This window comes from Marinobacter halotolerans (genome assembly GCF_008795985.1).
GTDB lineage: Bacteria > Pseudomonadota > Gammaproteobacteria > Pseudomonadales > Oleiphilaceae > Marinobacter > Marinobacter halotolerans.
Window position 1 is genome coordinate 1,016,113 of sequence record NZ_VMHP01000001.1, and the last position, 18,644, is coordinate 1,034,756.

Consider the following 18,644-nt stretch of genomic DNA (forward strand, 5'->3'; position numbering starts at 1 on the left):
TCACCATTCCCTCGTGGAGGGCCAGTATGGCAGCGTGTGTCCGAGGGATGGCCCCCCGAGGCCTTTCTGCAATGGCGCCCGGGCCACCTGGGGCCAACGGCCATCATCGAGAAAGTGATCGCGCCCCCGGTCAAGATGATTGCGAATAACGAAGGCGGTGCCATCCCAGTACTCGCTGAATTCTGAGTGAGAATAGATTTTCAGACCCCGGGCGGGGTCTCCTATCAACACCTCGTTTTCACTGATGCCTTTGATCAGCACGAAATGACGGAACCCCTCAATGTTCAGCAACACAATCATCGGCAGGCGAACCTTCTCCCTGAGCCCGACCAGGGGCAAACGGAATCCATCGGCCTCGTAACCTCTGGATGCCAGGTAGCGTTTCATATCGAGCATTGAGAACCCATGCCGGCGCACCTTGTCCTCATCTGCCAACGCCAGCATTTCAACGAAAACATCATGCTCGCTGACCTGATCCTCGTAATGAAAGCTCAATAACGAGGCGACCGCAGCGGAGCCACAGCTGAAGTCATACTGCTGTCGCAGGACACTGTCGAATCGCCGGCTTTCGAAACTGTTCACCGTAAGCCGGAAATCACCACCAATACCCGGCACCATGACCGAGCCGGCAAATGCGGTGGACCATAGCAGCCCGGCACTCGCGCAAACCGCGACAAGAACCTTCCTGGTCATGGCCCACCTCCGTCAGTGATTAATCAGTATGTTGATCTGGGTACTGTCCTGAATGACAACCTGGTTACCGGTATTCTGGATAACCGTGGCAATCCCGCTCATGTTTCCGAAGGCGTTGTCGGAAATGCTGTTATCACCCGTGACAACGTTACCCGACAGCAGGTTATCGGACACATTCGCGTTTTGCTGGTTATTGTTAATCTGCAGCTGCAGCGGAACCCCCTGGCGACCGCTTGAGTCCGCCAGCTGATCCGCCGACATCGGTGCGACATCCAGCCACTCCTCGGCTGAAACAAATCCCGCTGCCGCGAACAATAACGCCAGCAAGGCAGCCTTCAGTTTCCTTCTGATGACGTAACCCATGGCAGTTCTCCCGGAATAACCGGGCCGCATCCTTTTAGATGCGGCCCGGATTCCTTACTGGCCGGTGGACAGGTTGGACATTACACTGACGTTCGCCTGTGTAACGTTGCCATTGCCTGCATTCTGGGCAAAAGCGCCAACACCGGTGAAGTTCGCTGAACCGCCAGAGATTTCGTTGCGGTTCCGGGCATCGGTGTAGGACGCTCTGCCATTGGCATCGCCGTAGGTAGTTGAAGAGCCGGATACACTGCCGTCCAGATCAGCGTTGTTCAGGAACACGTCCAGATCCAGAGCCAATGAGTTATCGGAGCTGTCGTTTCCGCTGTCGGAGATAGTGGTATTCCCGCTATCGGCAATGTTGGTTGAGTTGTCGGAGCTGTCATTGCCACTATCAGAGACGGTGGTATTTCCGCTGTCCGCTACATTCGTGGAGTTGTCGGAATTATCGTTCCCGCTATCCGCGACGTTCGTGGAATTATCGGAACTGTCATTCCCACTGTCCGCCACATTCGTGGAGTTGTCGGAGTTATCATTTCCGCTATCGGCCACGGCGGTGTTGCCGCTGTCAGCAACATTCGTGGAGTTGTCGGAGTTGTCATTGCCGCTGTCGGCAATCTTGAACGAGTCGTTCACACTGGTGCTGTTATCGGAGTTGTCAGAGTTATCCGAATTATCACTGTTATCGGAATTGTCCGAGTTATCCGACATGTCATTGCCAGCGTCGGCGATCTTGAAGGCATCGCTCACATTGGTGCTGTTATCGGAGTTGTCTGAATTATCAGAATTGTCCGAGTTGTCCGACATATCGTTCCCACTGTCCGCAATCTTGAACGAATCAGCGACGTCGGTGCTGTTGTCGGAATTGTTGTTCGCACTGTCCGCAACATTCGTTGAGTTATCGGAGCTATCCGTAGAGTTGTCATTGCCACTGTCCGCGATCTTGAACGAATCAGCCACGTCAGTGCTGTTGTCAGAGCTGTCAGTGGAGTTGTCGTTTCCGGAGTCAGTGTTGCCGGATTGGTCGTTGTTGGCGGTTGAGGTGTTGTCCGCATTGGTATTCGGATCTCCATCTCCACCCTGGTCCGCATAGGCAAAACCGGAAACGCCCATTGCCATTGCGATGGCAGCTGCTAGCAGTGTTTTTTTTGTGTTCATGATGTCATTTCCTTTGAAGTTATTGGCTTTTAAGGGATCCGACCCAACCCGATAGCCCTTGGGTAAGCCAAGGTTCAGACCCGCCAGAACAAAGGAGCGATTACCGTGCCAAAATTGAGAAAATGGAGTCAGGTTCATGTTTTTAATGAATTTTTTTTATTCGATGGATAACCAACCGGCCCTGGCACCGCTGACACTGTTTCAGGAATGAAACAGAACACGCGGAAAAACAGCCATGAAAGGAACTTTATTTCATGATTTCAGAAAGTTGAAAAAAATGCCGATGTAAAAAAACAAAACCCCGCACAAAGGCAGGGTTTTGGAATCTGAGGCGGGCCTATCAGCCCGCTTCAATGACAACGGAACCGTTGTTTAGAACTGGTTCATAGTGTTGTCTTTACCGCCGGCCTTCAGAGCCGCATCACCTGCGAAGAACTCTTTGTGGTCATCGCCGATGTTGGACCCGGCCATATCCTGGTGCTTCACAGTTGCGATGCCCTGACGGATTTCCTTGCGCTGAACACCCGCAACGTAAGCCAGCATGCCTTCGTCGCCGAAGTAGCCCTTAGCCAGGTTGTCGGTGGACAGGGCCGCCGTGTGGTAAGTGGGCAGAGTGATCAGGTGGTGGAAGATACCCGCTTCACGAGCGCCATCGCGCTGGAAGTTGGCTGTCCACTCGTCTGCCAGCTTGCCAAGGTCAGTGTCGTCGTACTTGGCGTTCATCAGGTCGGCACGCTCGTAAGCGGAAACGTCCTTGCCTTCTTCCTTCCAGGCATCGAATACCTGCTGACGGAAGTTCAGGGTCCAGTTGAACGACGGACTGTTGTTGTACACAAGCTTGGCGTCCGGCACCACTTCCTTGATGCGGTTAACCATGGCTGCGATCTGGCCTACGTGGGGCTTCTCGGTCTCGATCCACAGCAGGTCAGCACCATTCTGCAGGCTTGTGATACAGTCCAGAACAACACGATCTTCGCCAGTACCAGGCTTGAACTGGAACAGGCCAGAAGCGAGACGCTTCGGACGAACCAGCTGGCCTTTCTGCTTGATCACAACGTCGCCGTTGTTGATGTCTTCTGCTTTCTCAATCACTTCACCGTCGATAAAGCTGTTGTACTGGTCGCCCAGGTCGCCAGGCTCGTTGGTCACGGCGATCTTCTGGGTAAGGCCTGCGCCCAGTGAGTCAGTACGGGCAACGATAACACCGTCATCAATACCCAGCTCGAGGAACGCCAGACGAACAGCGTTGATCTTGGACAGGAAGTCCGCGTGGGGAACGGTTACTTTGCCGTCCTGGTGGCCACACTGCTTCTCGTCAGATACCTGGTTTTCCAGCTGAATACAGCAGGCACCCGCTTCGATCATCTGCTTGGCCAGCAGGTAAGTCGCTTCTGCGTTACCAAAACCAGCGTCGATGTCGGCGATGATCGGTACAACGTGAGTTTCGTGGTTGTCGATCTGCTTGACCAGCTCGTCAGCCTTGGCGTTGTCGCCGGCTTTCTGGGCTTCTTCCAGAGCGCGGAACAGGTGGTTCAGTTCCCACGCGTCTGCCTGACGCAGGAAGGTATAAAGTTCTTTGATCAGGCCGGAAACAGCAGTTTTCTCGTGCATGGACTGGTCAGGCAGCGGGCCGAACTCAGAACGCAGAGCCGCAACCATCCAGCCAGACAGGTACAGGTAGCTACGCTTGGTAGTACCGAAGTGCTTCTTGATGGACAGCATTTTCTGCTGTCCAATGAAGCCATGCCAGCAACCCAGAGACTGGGTGTACTTGGACGTGTCATTATCGTAGTTCGCCATGTCTTCGCGCATGATCTTGGCGGTGTACTTGGCGATATCAAGACCGGTCTTGAATTTGTTCTGGGCGCGCATACGAGCCGCGTGCTCAGGCTTGATGGCGTTCCAGGTAGGGTTCTGCTTCAGAATGGAAGCAATGGCGTCAACGTCTTTTGCGTATGGCATATCTCAGTCCTGTCTTCTAAGGTTTGAGGTGCTCTTTGAATTCTGCTCTAAAAGCGACTTCGGAGCATCAGCAGGTGATCGAAAAACGACCAGTCTGCTGACGTTGGCGACTACTTTAGAGCGTTTATTTTCATAATTGAAATTTATATTATCTATATTCGGCATTTTTCTTATGAATGATAAAAGCAGAAGGTAGCAAGCACCTGTGTTTTATCTGGAAGCGTTCGGCCGCTCCTTTCTCCATGCCCTGAAAAATCTTTTTCCCATCATTCTGGTGGTGACATTCTTTCAGCTTTTGGTTCTGCAACAAGTACCGGAGAACAGCCTGAGCATGGCCTTTGGCCTGCTGATCGTTGCCGTTGGCGTCGCGCTTTTTCTTCAAGGTCTGGAACTGAGCATTTTCCCGGTCGGCAAGAGTCTTTCGAACCAGTTTGCCCGTCGGGGCTCATTGCCGATTCTATTGTCTTTCGGATTCGCCATCGGCTTTTCCGCCGTGGTTGCGGAACCGGCGCTGATCGCGGTGGCGCAGCAGGCTCAGGAAATCAGTGGTGGCCGAATTGATGCCCTGACGCTACGACTTCTGGTCGCGACTTCCGTTGGTACGGTGGTTGCGCTGGGGGTATTCAGAACGATTATGGGCTTCCCGCTGCACTGGTTCATGATTGCGGGCTACATCACCGTCGTCATCGTTACCTGGTTTGCCCCTGAAGAAATCGTTGGCCTTGCCTATGATTCCGGTGGCGTCACCACCAATGTGGTCACCGTGCCGCTGGTCGCCGCGCTGGGCATCGGCCTGGCTGTCTCTATCCGCGGCAGGAATCCTCTCACCGATGGCTTCGGGCTGGTGGCCCTGGCGGTGATGGTGCCCATGATTACCGTGCAGCTGTATGGCATTGTGGTTTATTCCGGAGAACAGACTGGTGGCGAGCTGGTCAACGACAGGAACCCTGGTGAGACGGCAGCCACCGGCCCCCTGACAATCCTGCTGGAACTGGCGGAAATGATTCGGGATGTATTGCCCATCATTCTGACTATTCTCGTTTTTCAGTACCTCGTATTGCGGCGGGGGCTGAGCAACCCCCGCAAGGTTCTGTTCGGTTTCGCCCTGGTCATTCTGGGGCTTTACGCTTTTGTGGTGGGCCTGAAAATGGGCCTGTTTCCCATCGGCACCAGCATGGCGGAACAGCTGATGACCCTTGACGGCTACCTGTTCGTTTACCTGTTTGCATTCTGCATCGGCTTCGCCACGACCATGGCTGAACCGGCGCTGATCGCGATTGGCCAGCAGGCCGAGGAAGCCGCTGCCGGTACTCTGAACGGCAATGCCATTCGCCTGCTGGTGGCGCTTGGCGTTGCCATCGGAATTACCGTCGGTGTGCACCGGATCATCGTTGGCGACTCTATCCATTACTACATCATGGGGGGTTACCTGGTGGTGATCCTTCTGACCACCGTTGCGCCACGCTATATTGTGGCCCTGGCTTACGATCTCGGCGGAGTGACCACGTCCGAAGTGACGGTACCCCTGGTCACGGCGCTCGGTATCGGGCTCGCTGGCAGCGTCGCGGGGCGCAGTGTGCTGATTGACGGCTTCGGGCTGATTGCCTTCGCCTCAATCTTTCCCATCATAACGGTGATGGCCTATGCCATTGTTATCGAACACCTTGCTGCAGGAAGGAAAACAGCCAAATGAAATTCTCCGTACTCGTCGCTATCGTACCGGAAGATCAGGAACAGGAGTGCATTGATGCCGCCAGGGACCTTGGCGCCGGGGGCATCACTGTCATGGCCGGACGCGGAATCAGCAATACCGCCAAGAAAACCTTCTTCGGCCTGACCTATGACGGCAGCCAGAGCGTGCTTCTAATGGTGCTGGAAAAAGGGCTATCGCTGGATATCCTGAAGGCCATCCAGCGCATACTGATGCCGACAAAGAATGACTCCCAGGGGCTGGTTTTTACCCTACCCCTGGAACATCTGGGCGGCATTGATCTGTCCCAGGTTGAAAAATTCGAACAACACCTGAAAGACTCACTTTAAGAGGGGAGTCGGAATGAAACTTGTCAAAGATGTGATGATCAGGGAAACCATCAATGTATCGGCTTTTGCCAGTCTGAGGGACGCCCTTTCGCTGATGAAAAAGCACAACGTGAAGTCATTGGTGGTGGATAAACAGAACGACCACGATGCCTATGGCCTGATCACTTACACCAACATTGTTAAGGCAGTCGTTGCGGAAGACGGCGACATTGATTTGCTGAATGTCTATGACGCCTGTGCAAAACCGGTCATCAGCGTAGGCGAACACCTGGGCATCCGCTACGCCGCCAGTCTGATGAGCCAGCACAGGGTAAAGCGACTGCTGGTGCTGAGAGACAATGACCTGGTGGGCTTCGTGGTGATGGACGACATTATGTCCGCCTTGCTGGACACCATCGACTAAGCTCGACAGAGCACGATCAGCCTGTCGGCCTGGCCCAGGTCCAGATATTCATCCCGGGGAGGATTCAGAGTCGCGTGACGACCCTGTGCATTGGCCTGATCACGCCAGACTCCCAGCGCCACTTCACCACGGTCCGCCAGCACCTTTTCCAGCACCTCGAAGTCTGCGCTTGCCGGTAACGGGTAATCCTGCGGGTCCCGGAACTGGATCTCGGCGCCGCCCACGGTAAACAGCTCGTCCAGCACGATGCGCAGCTCCCGCCGCAGTGCCACCTGGGCCAGCACATGACTGACGATCATCGGGCTGATCATCATTTCGCTCTGATGGCCGGTGAGCAGGTCGCGGTTGTCAGGGTCGCTCAGTTCCATCAGCAACTGAGGACGGTTACCGCCCTCACTCAGCAGATCCTCAAGCTGGAGATAGCCCACCATTGCCCTGGCATCGGCTTCCTCACCCGAGGCCAACCGGTCGCTGCTCAACAGCAGGATAGAGTCATAGTTTAGCGGGCCGACCCGGCGCAGCTCCCCTTCTACCATGTAATCCGCTTCTACATGGCGACAAACCACCCTGCCAGGCTCTGTCAGGTAACGGTCTATCTCCTGCTGGCGTTCACGGGCGGGCACCACCGAAACAACGTCTACCTCGAACCGCCTCTGACTGTAGCTCGAGAACTCGTCAATCAGGCTGGGAACGCGGCGGTTCCAGCCCAGCACCAGCACCCGATGAACCTTTTCCGACGTCCGGGCAGCCTGGCTGGCAGGTTGCCGACGACTGATAAGGTTCAGTGCCGGCGCCTTCGGGTCAGCCTCTGTTTCAGAGTAATCACGCGCCAGAATGACAACCCGGTCTCCCGCCTCAATCCGGGTATCCGACGCAGCAGGCATCTGAACATTCCAGCCTTTGCCGGCCTGCTTCAGGATACCCAGAACAATGACTTTTGGCCGCTGGGAGGCGAGCTCACCCAGAGTCAGCCCGGCCAGAGATTCACCGCCGCGGATGTAAATTTCACTGCCATCGCCAGCGGTCAGCAATTCATTGAAAATCTCCGACAGCCCCGGATGCAGGATATTCTGCACCATCAATCTGCTGATGGTGGCATCACCGGCAACCACTTCCACTTCGCCGGGGTAGGCCCTCTCAATCACCGGGTGTTTGCGCACGTCCTGGATCTCGGCAACCACGAAAGGCAGGGGTGCATTCAACTGTCGCGCCTGGGAGGCAATCGACAAAAGCGCTTTTACCGTTTCCACGTCTGAGGTTACCAGGCTCCCGGCCTGGTGCGCCGCGCTGGGCACGATCACCGCCGATGCATCCAGACAGGCCACCCGCTGCAGCGAATCCGGCTGTATGGCCGAGCCAGACCGCAAAATGATCTGGCGTGCCTTCCGGCCAATGCCGGGCTCGCTTCGCAACTCATGCACCTGCGCTGCCGATGCTGTCTCCGAAAGCACTACCAATCGCAAACGGCTGGTGTCGTGCTTTTCCAGAAACCGCCGCATGCGACCGGAGGAGCCAAGCAGCTCTACCAGCAAAGGCAGGGTCTGGCTGGTCCAGCCCAGCACCACAATGTGATTGCGGAGCGTAACCGGCGTCAACCCTCGCTCCAGGTCGGTCATCTTGGCAATCAGCCAGCGGGTCAGGATGGCGACCAGGGTACCCATGAATACAACGTAGCCGCTGATGGTCAGAACCGTGGACACCAGCCGCTGCCAATTGCCGACGTCATCCCCCAGGTAACCGGGATCCGTCAGCCGCAGGAATGCCCACCATATAGCGTCACCGACATCCTCATGGGGCCCGCCAAAAGGGATCACCAACAGGCCACCAATCAGCGATATCATTCCAATAAAAACGCCAACCACAAGTAGCTGAAAGCCCGCGCCTTTGACCAACTGGCGCTCTACGATGAATTTGACGCGGTCGACGAAACGGAATGGCAACATGATCTTCCTTAACATCTTGATTGAAAAACGTCGCGAGAAGAGCTCTCCCCGCTGAGGGCCTCGTCCAGAGTCGGATAAAATCGGACGACGCCCTCCTCCGGTGTCACACCCGCCCGGGCCAGGGTGCGGAGGGGCTGAAACTGCAGGTCTGCGATGACGACCTGTGTACCGTCTTGCCGACAGGTATCAATCAGCTTGTTCAGGGCAGACAACCCACCGGCGTCCAGAATCGTCACCCCGTCCATGTAGAGAATGAAACCACGGGCACTGGCCGACAGCTGAGCCAGTTCGCCAAAAATACGGTCGGCAGCGGCGAAAAAAAGGGGACCGTTGATCTTGAACACCTGCCATCCGTCCGGAAGAGGGGATCCCGCCACCCGTTTGCCACCGGTAATATCCGTGACGCGGGTCATCCGGGCCATTTCCCGTGTGAATAGCACGGCCGCCAGCAGGATGCCCGTGGTGATTGCAATCACCATATCCAGCAGCACGGTCAGCGAAAAGCAGGTAATAAACACCAGCATATCGCTACGGGGCGCAGTTTTCAGCAGGTGGAGTGCTTTCGGCGCCTCACTCATATTCCACGCCACCATAATCAGCAAAGCCGCCATGGCCGCCATCGGCAGATAAGCCAGCAAGGGCGCCAGTGACACCAGTGCCAGCAGGACAACCAGGGCATGCACCATGGCAGAAACCGGCGATTCGGCACCAGCACGGTAATTGGCTGCCGAGCGTGCAATAGCAGCCGTCGCGGTAATACCGCCGAAGAAGGGCGCGATGACATTGCCAATACCCTGCCCCAACAATTCACTGTTGGCGCTATGGCGCTTGCCGGTCATGCCATCCAGAACCACCGCGCAAAGCAAGGATTCAATCGCCCCCAACATGGCGATGGCAAATGCCGCCGGCAGCAGTTCCTGTACCGTGGACCAGCTAACCCCGAGGATTTCACCGGAGGCGCCCGGCCGAGTCCACGGCCAGGCAAAGTCCGGCAGAAAAGGCGGAATGCCGCCAGCCAGGGAGCCATCCTGCATCAGATAACTGAAACGGGAGCCAATGGTTTCTATGGCCGCGCCATTATTATTCATAACCAGAGCCAGGAGACTGCCAATCACCACCGCCGGAAGATGGGGCGGTACCGGCGTCCTCAGGCGCGGCCATAACAACATAACGGACAGCGTAAGGACAGCGACCAAGGTCGCCATGGCGTCCAGCTCCGGGATCGCCTGGCCAACCACAGCCAGCTTGTCCCAGTAGTGCTCCGGCATCTGCACGATCTCCAGACCGAAGAAGTCCTTGACCTGCAAAGTAGCAATCACCACGGCAATGCCCCCGGTGAACCCAAGGGTGACCGCTTCGGGAATGTATTCAATGAACCGGCCGAGGCGCATCAACGCCATTATGATCAGCAGGACGCCAGACATCAGCGAGGCCAGCAGCAGACCACCGAGCCCATAAGTCTGGGCAACGGGGTAGAGAATCACCACAAAAGCGGCCGTGGGGCCTGAAACACTGAACCGGCTTCCTCCGGTCAATGCGATCACAAACCCGGCGATAAACGCGGAATAGAGGCCGTACTGCGGCGGTACGCCACTGGCAATCGCCAGGGCCATGGCCAGCGGGATAGCGATAATACCAACCGTGATCCCCGCCATCACGTCACGACCAAGGCGCGCGGTGGTGTATCGCTCGTCAATGCAGGCCTCACGGAAGGCGTGGGCCAGGCGAAGCGAGAACAGATGGGCGCGATGGGGCATCAGTAATTCCTGAAATAAGTCCGTAAGCAAAAGGCTGACAGCCAACCCGGTTTCGTGATCGTATAAGCGATTATGACTGATCGATACCGCACACTCGTCGCACTGACTATCCTCGCCATTTCAGGATGCACATCGCTGTCTGCTGGGGGTTCAGGTCCAGACCAGGGCTCAGGCATTGTGCCACCACAATCGCAGTACGATTCTATCATTACCGACAGCGACGGCAGCCTGCTCTCTGTCAACGGGCTTGCCAACGCGCTGGCAACCGCCGATGTGGTGGTTATCGGTGAATACCACGGCCACCATGGCGCCCATCTGTTGCAGTCGCTGGTACGTTCGGCACTTTATCAGCAACGTCCGCAGCAGGTGCTGACGATGGAACAATTCACCCTGGAAGACCAGCGTGAACTTGATCGTTACCTCGGCGGGCAGACCGGTGAGGAAGAACTGATTGCCGACACCGATGCCTGGTCGAACTACAAGGCCTCTTACAGGCCTCTTGTGGAGTTCTCTAAAAATCGGAATATTCCGGTGGTGGCCGCCAACGCACCGGCGGATGTTGTGCGCTGTGTCGGCCGCCGGGGCGAAGCCTGGCTTGATCAACTCGAGCCCGCTCAGCGGGCGCGGCTGCCGGACGAACCGTTTGTAGATACCCCGGCCTATCGCGACAAGTTCTTCCGGATTATGGGACACGGCCACGGCATCAGTGATGATCAGTCGAGGGACAGCCAGCGCCTGGAAAACAGCTACAAAGCGCAGCTTCTGAGGGACAACACCATGGCAGATCAGGTGATCGAAGCGCTGGCTGATAATCCCGGCCATCAGGTGATCCACCTGACCGGCACTTTCCACGCCGAGGACCGCCTGGGCATGGTGGCGGTGCTGGAGAAAAAGCGCCCGGATCTGGAAGTGGCGGTTATCAGCCCGGTGCTCTGGGACGCAGATGATAGCCTCCAGAGCCTACTGGGGGCCAATCGGGGAAAGGGCGATTTCCTCTATTTCCTGCAGCCACTGCCCGAGCCCTACAAGAACAGTGAACGTCAGCGCGAGGCCATGATGAAGCAGTTCCGCGAAGCATCGGAAATATCCTGCGACTGAACAGTGGCCTGCCGGCACCTTGCCTATTCCTCTTCGACCGATCGCAGTTGACGGCTGAACGCCTGCTCGTCCGCTTCGCCAAACAAGACAAAGCGTACCCGGCGGACACTTTCAAGCCGCGGTAAAACGCCTATCACCGTATCCAGGGCCATCTCGGCCGCGCCTTCGAGGGGATATCCGAAAGCCCCAGCGGAAATCGCCGGAAAGGCCACGGATTCAATGCCCATACTATCGGCCAGTTCCAGCGCGTTCCGGTAGCAATCCGCCAGCAGCTGATCCGAGGGCTCGTCAACGCCATAAACAGGTCCCAGGCAATGAATCACATACTGGTTTGGCAGATTGTGAGCCCCTGAGATCACCGCTTCGCCCGGCTTAATCGGCGCCATCGGCTGGCACTCCTCCGCCAGCCGCGGGCCGGCGGCGGAATGAATCGCACCGGCCACGCCGCCACCGGACATCAATTGGGCATTGGCGGCGTTAACAACAGCCTCGATGTCATTCTGACGGGTAATGTCGCCCCGCACGCACTCCACTATTTTTCCGTTCAGTTCAACCTGTGCCATGGGAATCCTCCACGGCCATCGGCTCAGCGACGTCGTTTCAGCGACCGGTTAATGATGATGGTCTCCGGCTCGCTGTGACCCGAAATTGCTGCAAGCGCCCGTTCCAGTGTCGCTTCGGCAATGGCCTCGTGTTTCTGTGGTAACGAGTGAACTCGGACCGGCAGGAAATCCAGCAGCCGGTCATCTCCGAAGGTAGCTATCCGCAGCGACTCCGGCAAGCCGCCGGGCTGTTCAAGCAACGTATCAAGCACCCCTTGCAGCAATGTATAGGACGCGGTGATCAGCGCATCTGGCAGGCCCTGTTCGGCCAGAACCCGATGCATCAGGGCGGCGCCAGTGGCTCGGTCGTAGTGGTCGCCACTGCAGACCGACCAGCGGGCGCCGCGAGTCCGCGCCACTTCCTCAAAGCCCCGGCGACGCTCCCGGGTCATTACAAGGTCTGGCAGGGCATCCAGCCAGACCACTGAATCTGTGCCCGGTTCCAGCACCGACCGGGTCAGAGCAGCCGCCCCCTTGCGATTATCGCTGACCACGCAACTGATCAGGCCCGGCGACTGGGCCCGGTCCACGGCGATGACCGGAAGCCCGTCTTGCTGCATCTGCTGATAGAAAGGGTCATCCGGCGCCAGCGCGCTGGCAACAATCAGCACATCACATCGTCTGGCTTTGAGGGAACGAGCAAGTTCGCGCTCGGTCTCCGGGTCGTCCCCGGAACCGGCAATCAGTAGTTGATAACCCCGGGCACGGGCGCCCTGCTCCAGCAACTTGGCTAGTCGTGCATAGCTCGCATTCTCAAGGTCCGGCAGGATGAACCCCAGGGTGCGGCTGGCACCACCACGGAGGGCCGCCGCCTGGGTATCAATCTGAAAATGGTATTCCCGGGCCGTGGCCAGCACCCTGTCGATGGTAGCCTGTTTGATTCTGCGCGCCGGCCCCTGGCCGTTGATGACGTAGCTTGCAGTGGTGCGTGACACCCCGGCAAGTCGGGCGAGTTCTGCAAGAGTCATGGGGCGATTTCCTCCCGGGTACAGATTGCTTGATTTCTGATCAGATCTGTTTCATGATTCATTTTATGACTGCTGACACGATTCAGCAAGCCTGTTTGCCAACAACAAAAGCGAGGCCACACCCGATGCTGACGCTGACCGCCAACGATATCCGCCTCGGCTGCAAGGCCACCGACTGGCAGGACGCCCTGAACCAGGCCAGTGAGCACCTGCAGGAAGCTGGCCGCATCACCGCCGACTATCACGCTGGCATGCTGGCGCGGGAACAACAGTCTTCGACGGTTCTCGGCAATGGTATCGCCATTCCCCACGGCACGCCGGAAAGTCGTAATGCAGTGATCAGCACGGGCATCCGGGTGTTGCAGTTTCCCCAGGGCGTAAAATGGCACGACGACCGCACCGTGTATGTTCTGGTGGCCATCGCTGCACAGTCGGATGAACACCTGGATATTCTGCGCCATCTGACCCGGGTGCTCGACAAACCGGGCCTGTCGCAGCAGTTGGCGCAGACCACCGAAACCACCGCGCTGGCAGCGCTGCTGTCAAAGGAACCGGTGGTTCCCAAATGCGACGCGGACACCCTTTGCCTGGGCGTAGAAACCCGCTCCGGAACCGAGCTGGCGATGAACGCTGCCGCCCGTCTGCAGAGCCTGGGCTGCGTGGACAGTGCATTCATGAAGGAAATTGTCGGCCAGCCAGCGGTCAGTCTTGGCCAGGGTTTCTGGCTGGTTCACCACAGCATTGGCAACCGGCGCCCTGCTCTGGCTCTCGCAACGCCCAGGGAAGCAACCGAAGAACTGGCGGGAGTTTTCTGCCTTGCCGGTCTGGGTGACGACTGCCGCGAGCTGCTTGAACGCATCGACAACTTTCTGGCCCAGAATACGCCGCTGCAGGGCCGCTCCGTCGATGCGGTGCTATCCCGGCTATCCGGCGAACAGGCCAACGCGGTCAGCGAACGAGTTCGGCTGCTGAACACCCATGGTCTTCACGCCCGGCCGGCCAAACAGCTGGTTCAAGAGGCCCGCAGGCACAATGCCGACATCCGCCTGCGTCTGGAAGAGGGCGACGGCAACTCCGTCTCCGCCACCAGCCTCACTCGCATCATCGGGCTGGGTGCCCGCCGGGGCCAGACTCTGGTGGTTTCCGCCTCCGGTAGCGAAGCAGAACAGGCAGTGAGTCACGTCTGCCAGGCCGTCCGGGACGGACTGGGGGAATCGGTTTCGCCCTTGAGACCGCAGGAAACAGAGCAGAAAGCACCAACACCGGAAGCTCCGCCGGAGCCTCTGGCCGATGACGAGCCGCTGAAGGCGGTCGCCGCATCGCCGGGGCTGGCGCTGGCCCCGGCCTTTATCATGCGACAGCCAGTACTGGACTATGCCGCCACAGCCGGCGACCCGGACGAGCAGAACAGCCGACTGGGCAGGGCCATCGACGAGGCGGATGGCCAGTTACGCACACTGATCCGACAGGCTGAAGGTGGTGAAGCCGCGCCAATTCTGTCGGTACATGTGGAAATGCTGCAGGACGACGACCTTCGGCAGGCCGCTCAGGAGGCTATTAACGAGGGCAGCTCCGCTGAAGCCGGCTGGTGGCAGGCAATCGACACTGCCGCCCGGGCCCAGGAAGCGCTGCCCGACCGCCTGCTGGCCGAGCGGGCGGCTGACCTGCGGGATGTGGGCCGCCGCGTGCTGGCCAACCTCTGTGGTGTTGCCACCCCCACGCCGCCGGACGAGTCCTACGTGCTGGTGTCTGACGACCTGGGCCCGTCTGATGTCGCGCGGCTGGATACCCGAAGGGTTCGCGGACTGGTAACCGCCCGGGGCGGCGCCACCTCTCACAGTGCCATTCTGGCAAGGGCTCTGGGCCTGCCGGCGGTGGTGGGCACCGGCGAGCGGATTCTGACTCTTGATGATGGTGTTGACCTGGTGGTTGATGGCGAGCGCGGCTGCGTGGTGCCCAATCCGGGCCCGGAGCGTCGTGAACGCATCAATCGCAGGCTGGACCAGCTTGCCCGCCTTCAGACGGACGCCCACGAATGCCGCAACGATGCGGCCACCACCACCGACGGCCACACCATTGAGGTCTGCGCCAACCTGGGCAATACCGCCCATACCTCCGACGCCGTGGAACGGGGCGCCGATGGCATCGGCCTGCTGCGCACCGAGTTCATTTTCATGGCACATCCGGAAGCACCGGACCTGGACACCCAGGTGAAGGAATACCGCCACGCTTTTGATGCCCTGAACGGCCTGCCACTGGTTGCCCGCACCCTGGACGTGGGTGGCGACAAACCGCTGGACTACTGGCCATTGCCTCAGGAAGACAATCCGTTCCTGGGGATGAGGGGGATTCGCCTGTCATTGACGCGCCCGAACATCCTCGAGACCCAGATCCGCGCCTTGCTGACCGCCGCCGACAACCGCCCGCTGCGGATCATGTTCCCCATGGTCAAAGACCTGGCGGAATTCCGCGCCGCCAAAGCCATTGTCGAGCGGGCCCGCGCCGATATTCCCTGCCAGGATCTGCAGGTCGGCGTGATGATCGAAGTGCCCTCCTGCGCACTGCTTGCGCACACCCTTGCGCCGGAAGTGGACTTTTTCTCGGTGGGAACCAACGATCTGACCCAGTACACACTGGCGATCGACCGCGGCCACGGTCAGCTTTCGGCGGAATCCGACGGCCTGCACCCCTCGGTGCTGCAACTGATCCGCATGACGGTCGAGGCCGCTCACGCCCACCAGCGTTGGGTCGGCGTCTGCGGCGAACTGGCTTCCGACCCCCAGGCCATTCCGGTACTGCTGGGCCTGGAGGTGGACGAGCTGTCGGTCACCAGTCGGCGGGTACCTTTGGTGAAAGCCTGCATTCGCGGGCTGAGCCTGGGCCAGGCACGGAAACAGGCCACTCTGGCCCTGGGCAAAGCGACCGCCGCCGAGGTGCGCGACGCCCTGGAGGCCCAGTAATGGCGCGCATACTCACGATTACACTGAATCCGGCGCTGGATCTGAACCTCGAAACCGGCGCGGTCAGCCTCGGAACCGTCAATCGTTCCAGAACCACGCGCCTGGACGCCGCCGGCAAGGGCATTAACCTCGGCTGCGTGCTGTCCCGTCTGGGCCACAGGGTCTGTGTCTCCGGCCTGCTGGGCGGCCTCAACGCCGCCCCCTTCGAGCGCCTGTTCGAAACCGAGCTTCTGGAGGACCGTTTTATCCGGGTGCCCGGGCAAAATCGCATCAACGTAAAAATCGCCGAAGACGATGGCCGGGTAACTGACCTTAACGGCCCCGGGTTCACAGCACCCCCCGATTCACTGCAACAACTCGAAGCCAGCCTCGACAACCTGCTTAGCGAATGCGACGCACTCGCCATTGCCGGCAGCCTACCCGCGGACGTCTCACCGGAAGCATTATCCAGGTTGATCGCCCGAGCCAGGAAAGCCGAGGTGCCGGTGTGGCTGGACACCAGTGGCCCGGCCCTGGCTGCCGGAATTGCTGCCCTGCCGGACGGCATCAAACCGAATCTGGGTGAACTGTCGCAATGGGCAGGCCGGCCAATGAATAGCCCGGAAGCCATACACCGGGCGGCCCGCAAGCTTCAGGACGGCGGCATCGACAATGTCGTGATTTCCATGGGCGCCAAAGGCGTGCTCTGGCTTTCGCCCCGGGGCAACTGGCAGTCGTGCCCGCCGCCGGTGCGGGCTGTGAGTACCGTCTGCGCTGGCGACACGCTGCTTGCCGGCCTGCTCCATGGGCTACTTGAAGATCACCACCCCGAGCAGGTGCTGTCCACCGCCACTGCTCTGTCCGCCGAGTGCGTTCGCCATACCGGTGTCGGCGACCCGATGGCGGAAGACTTCACCCGACTGATCCAGCAAACCCGCGTCACCCCCTGGCCCGGGCAAAACAACAATGGGGAGATGCCATTATGAGACTGATCATTGTTACCGCCTGCCCCCAGGGTGTCGCGACCAGCTTTCTGGCGGCCCGGGCGCTGGAACGTGCGGCGCAGAATAAAGGCTGGGAAGCCAGCACCGACATCCGCACGCCGCAGCAGCGATCCTCTGTCCTTTCCGGGGAAGAGATTGCATCGGCGGACCTTGTGATTGCCGCTATCAGCACACCAACCGACCTGAGCGCCTTCGCCGGGAAGCGCCTTTACCAGGTGCCATTAACCCAAGCCCTGCCCGAGCCTATGGCGGTTCTGGAAGAGGCTGAAAAACAGGCAGAACCCTACCAGCCATCGGAATCCGCCGGGACGGAAACGGCACCCGCTGGCTCCGAGGGCAAACGTATCGTCGCCGTCACGGCCTGCCCGACCGGCGTTGCCCACACCTTCATGGCGGCCGAGGCCCTGACGACCGCGGCCACCGAGGCGGGCCACCAGATTCGCGTTGAAACCCAGGGTTCCGTGGGCGCCCAGGACCCGTTGACCGCGGAGGAAATTGAAGCGGCGGATGTAGTCATCCTGGCCTGCGATATCGAAGTGGATCCCGGTCGTTTCGCCGGCAAGCGGCTCTGGCGTACATCAACCGGCAATGCCCTGAAAAAGCCCGGGCCCACAATCGAAGACGCACTCGCCAAGGCTGCGGTCGAGTCCAGCGAGAAAAAAGCGTCCGCGTCCGGCGGCGGCGAAAGCAAGGGTCCCTACAAGCATCTGCTGACCGGTGTTTCCTTCATGCTGCCCATGGTAGTGGCAGGCGGGCTGTTGATCGCCCTGTCCTTTGTATTCGGGATTGATGCCTTTGAACAGGAAGGCACATTGGCCGCCGCGCTGATGCAGATCGGCGGCGGTACCGCTTTCAAGCTGATGATCCCGCTGCTTGCCGGCTACATTGCCTGGTCCATTGCCGACCGCCCCGGCCTGGCACCGGGGATGATCGGCGGCTACCTGGCCAGCACGCTGGGTGCTGGTTTTCTTGGCGGTATCATCGCCGGTTTTCTCGCGGGGTACGTGGCCCGTTTTATCAGCCGCAAACTGCCAATGCCGGAAAGCATCGAATCACTCAAACCCATTCTGATTATTCCGCTGTTCGCCAGCCTGATCACCGGGCTGGCCATGATCTACGTAGTCGGTGAACCGGCCGCCGCGCTGATGGACAGCATGACGGACTTCCTGGAAAGCATGGGGACCACCAACGCCATTCTGCTGGGCGGCATTCTCGGGGCGATGATGTGCTTCGACCTGGGCGGGCCGGTCAACAAAGCCGCCTATACCTTCGGCGTGGGCCTGCTGTCGGAGGGAACCGGTGGCTCTGCCCCCATGGCCGCCATTATGGCGGCCGGCATGGTGCCGGCCATTGGCATGGGCGTGGCCAGTTTTGTGGCACGGGCCAAGTTTGCAGAGGCCGAACGCCAGGCCGGGCGGGCCTCTTTCGTGCTGGGGCTGTGCTTTATTTCCGAGGGCGCCATTCCGTTCATGGCCAAGGATCCGCTGCGAGTGATTCCGGTGTGCATGATCGGCGGCGCCATCACCGGCGCACTGTCCATGCTGTTCGCGGTAAAACTGCTGGCGCCCCATGGCGGTCTGTTTGTACTGGCCATTCCCAATGCGGTCAGTGTGGTTCTGCCCTACGTGGCCGCCATCACCATCGGCTCGCTGGTGATCGGTTTTGGTTACGCCCTGATCAAAACCGGCAAGGCCGAGGTGGCGCCAACCTCCTGATC

General features: G+C 59.1%; 15 protein-coding genes. 7 read left to right on the forward strand and 8 right to left on the reverse strand.

The features are described 5' to 3' along the window. From FPL19_RS04790 to FPL19_RS04805, 4 genes are all read right to left on the reverse strand, one after another. A complete protein-coding gene (locus FPL19_RS04790; protein ID WP_150911119.1) occupies positions 1 to 693 on the reverse strand; it encodes a C39 family peptidase in 693 nt (230 codons plus the stop codon). A 12-nt stretch (positions 694 to 705) separates the two neighbouring features. Then, on the reverse strand, positions 706 to 1,056 hold the full coding sequence (locus tag FPL19_RS04795; RefSeq protein ID WP_150911121.1) for a hypothetical protein: 351 nt from the start codon (positions 1,054 to 1,056) through the stop codon (positions 706 to 708). A gap of 54 nt (positions 1,057 to 1,110) precedes the next feature. Then, positions 1,111 to 2,211, reverse strand: coding sequence for a hypothetical protein (locus FPL19_RS04800; RefSeq protein ID WP_150911123.1), 1,101 nt, complete (start codon positions 2,209 to 2,211; stop codon positions 1,111 to 1,113). 372 nt (positions 2,212 to 2,583) lie between these two features. Next, positions 2,584 to 4,173: an isocitrate lyase gene (locus FPL19_RS04805; RefSeq protein ID WP_150911125.1), complete on the reverse strand. Its 1,590-nt coding sequence runs from the start codon at positions 4,171 to 4,173 to the stop codon at positions 2,584 to 2,586. Between the two features lie 205 nt (positions 4,174 to 4,378). Here FPL19_RS04805 and FPL19_RS17725 point away from each other — a divergent pair, with 205 nt between their 5' ends. From FPL19_RS17725 to FPL19_RS04820, 3 genes are read left to right on the forward strand one after another with little or no spacing between them, the layout of a single operon-like run. Beyond that, positions 4,379 to 5,866, forward strand: coding sequence for a DUF1538 domain-containing protein (locus FPL19_RS17725; protein ID WP_150911127.1), 1,488 nt, complete (start codon positions 4,379 to 4,381; stop codon positions 5,864 to 5,866). Next, on the forward strand, positions 5,863 to 6,213 hold the full coding sequence (locus FPL19_RS04815; protein WP_150911129.1) for a transcriptional regulator: 351 nt from the start codon (positions 5,863 to 5,865) through the stop codon (positions 6,211 to 6,213). Before FPL19_RS17725 ends, FPL19_RS04815 begins: the two co-directional genes overlap by 4 nt. A gap of 13 nt (positions 6,214 to 6,226) precedes the next feature. Further along, positions 6,227 to 6,616 (forward strand): CBS domain-containing protein, encoded by a 390-nt coding sequence (locus tag FPL19_RS04820; RefSeq protein WP_150911131.1) that lies wholly within the window; start codon positions 6,227 to 6,229, stop codon positions 6,614 to 6,616. Here FPL19_RS04820 and FPL19_RS04825 read toward each other — a convergent pair. Continuing rightward, on the reverse strand, positions 6,613 to 8,559 hold the full coding sequence (locus tag FPL19_RS04825) for a potassium channel family protein (protein WP_150911133.1): 1,947 nt from the start codon (positions 8,557 to 8,559) through the stop codon (positions 6,613 to 6,615). The genes FPL19_RS04820 and FPL19_RS04825 overlap by 4 nt on opposite strands. 8 nt (positions 8,560 to 8,567) lie before the next feature. Continuing rightward, positions 8,568 to 10,316 carry a C4-dicarboxylic acid transporter DauA gene (gene dauA, locus FPL19_RS04830; protein WP_150911135.1) on the reverse strand — a complete coding sequence of 583 codons (1,749 nt, stop codon included), beginning with the start codon at positions 10,314 to 10,316 and terminating at the stop codon, positions 8,568 to 8,570. Positions 10,317 to 10,493: 177 nt separating this feature from the next. On the opposite strand from dauA, the gene FPL19_RS04835 reads away from it, so the two are divergent. Then, complete coding sequence (locus FPL19_RS04835; RefSeq protein WP_225314291.1) at positions 10,494 to 11,414, forward strand: ChaN family lipoprotein; 921 nt, start codon at positions 10,494 to 10,496, stop codon at positions 11,412 to 11,414. A 23-nt stretch (positions 11,415 to 11,437) separates the two neighbouring features. Here FPL19_RS04835 and FPL19_RS04840 read toward each other — a convergent pair whose 3' ends face one another. Beyond that, the gene (locus FPL19_RS04840) at positions 11,438 to 11,977 is read right to left on the reverse strand and encodes a macro domain-containing protein (protein ID WP_150911139.1); all 540 of its coding nucleotides are present in this window, start codon (positions 11,975 to 11,977) and stop codon (positions 11,438 to 11,440) included. A 23-nt stretch (positions 11,978 to 12,000) separates the two neighbouring features. Continuing rightward, positions 12,001 to 12,984: a catabolite repressor/activator gene (cra, locus tag FPL19_RS04845; RefSeq protein ID WP_150911141.1), complete on the reverse strand. Its 984-nt coding sequence runs from the start codon at positions 12,982 to 12,984 to the stop codon at positions 12,001 to 12,003. A gap of 125 nt (positions 12,985 to 13,109) precedes the next feature. On the opposite strand from cra, the gene ptsP reads away from it, so the two are divergent. Genes ptsP through FPL19_RS04860 form a run of 3 tightly spaced genes read left to right on the forward strand, consistent with a single transcriptional unit; the run spans position 13,110 to position 18,642 of the window. Then, entirely contained in the window at positions 13,110 to 15,944 is a 2,835-nt protein-coding gene (gene ptsP, locus FPL19_RS04850; RefSeq protein WP_150911143.1) for a phosphoenolpyruvate--protein phosphotransferase, read from the forward strand. Beyond that, positions 15,944 to 16,909 (forward strand): 1-phosphofructokinase, encoded by a 966-nt coding sequence (pfkB, locus tag FPL19_RS04855; RefSeq protein ID WP_150911145.1) that lies wholly within the window; start codon positions 15,944 to 15,946, stop codon positions 16,907 to 16,909. The genes ptsP and pfkB overlap by 1 nt, the downstream gene beginning before the upstream one ends. Further along, on the forward strand, positions 16,906 to 18,642 hold the full coding sequence (locus FPL19_RS04860; RefSeq protein WP_150911147.1) for a PTS fructose-like transporter subunit IIB: 1,737 nt from the start codon (positions 16,906 to 16,908) through the stop codon (positions 18,640 to 18,642). Before pfkB ends, FPL19_RS04860 begins: the two co-directional genes overlap by 4 nt. Positions 18,643 to 18,644 lie beyond the last annotated feature (2 nt).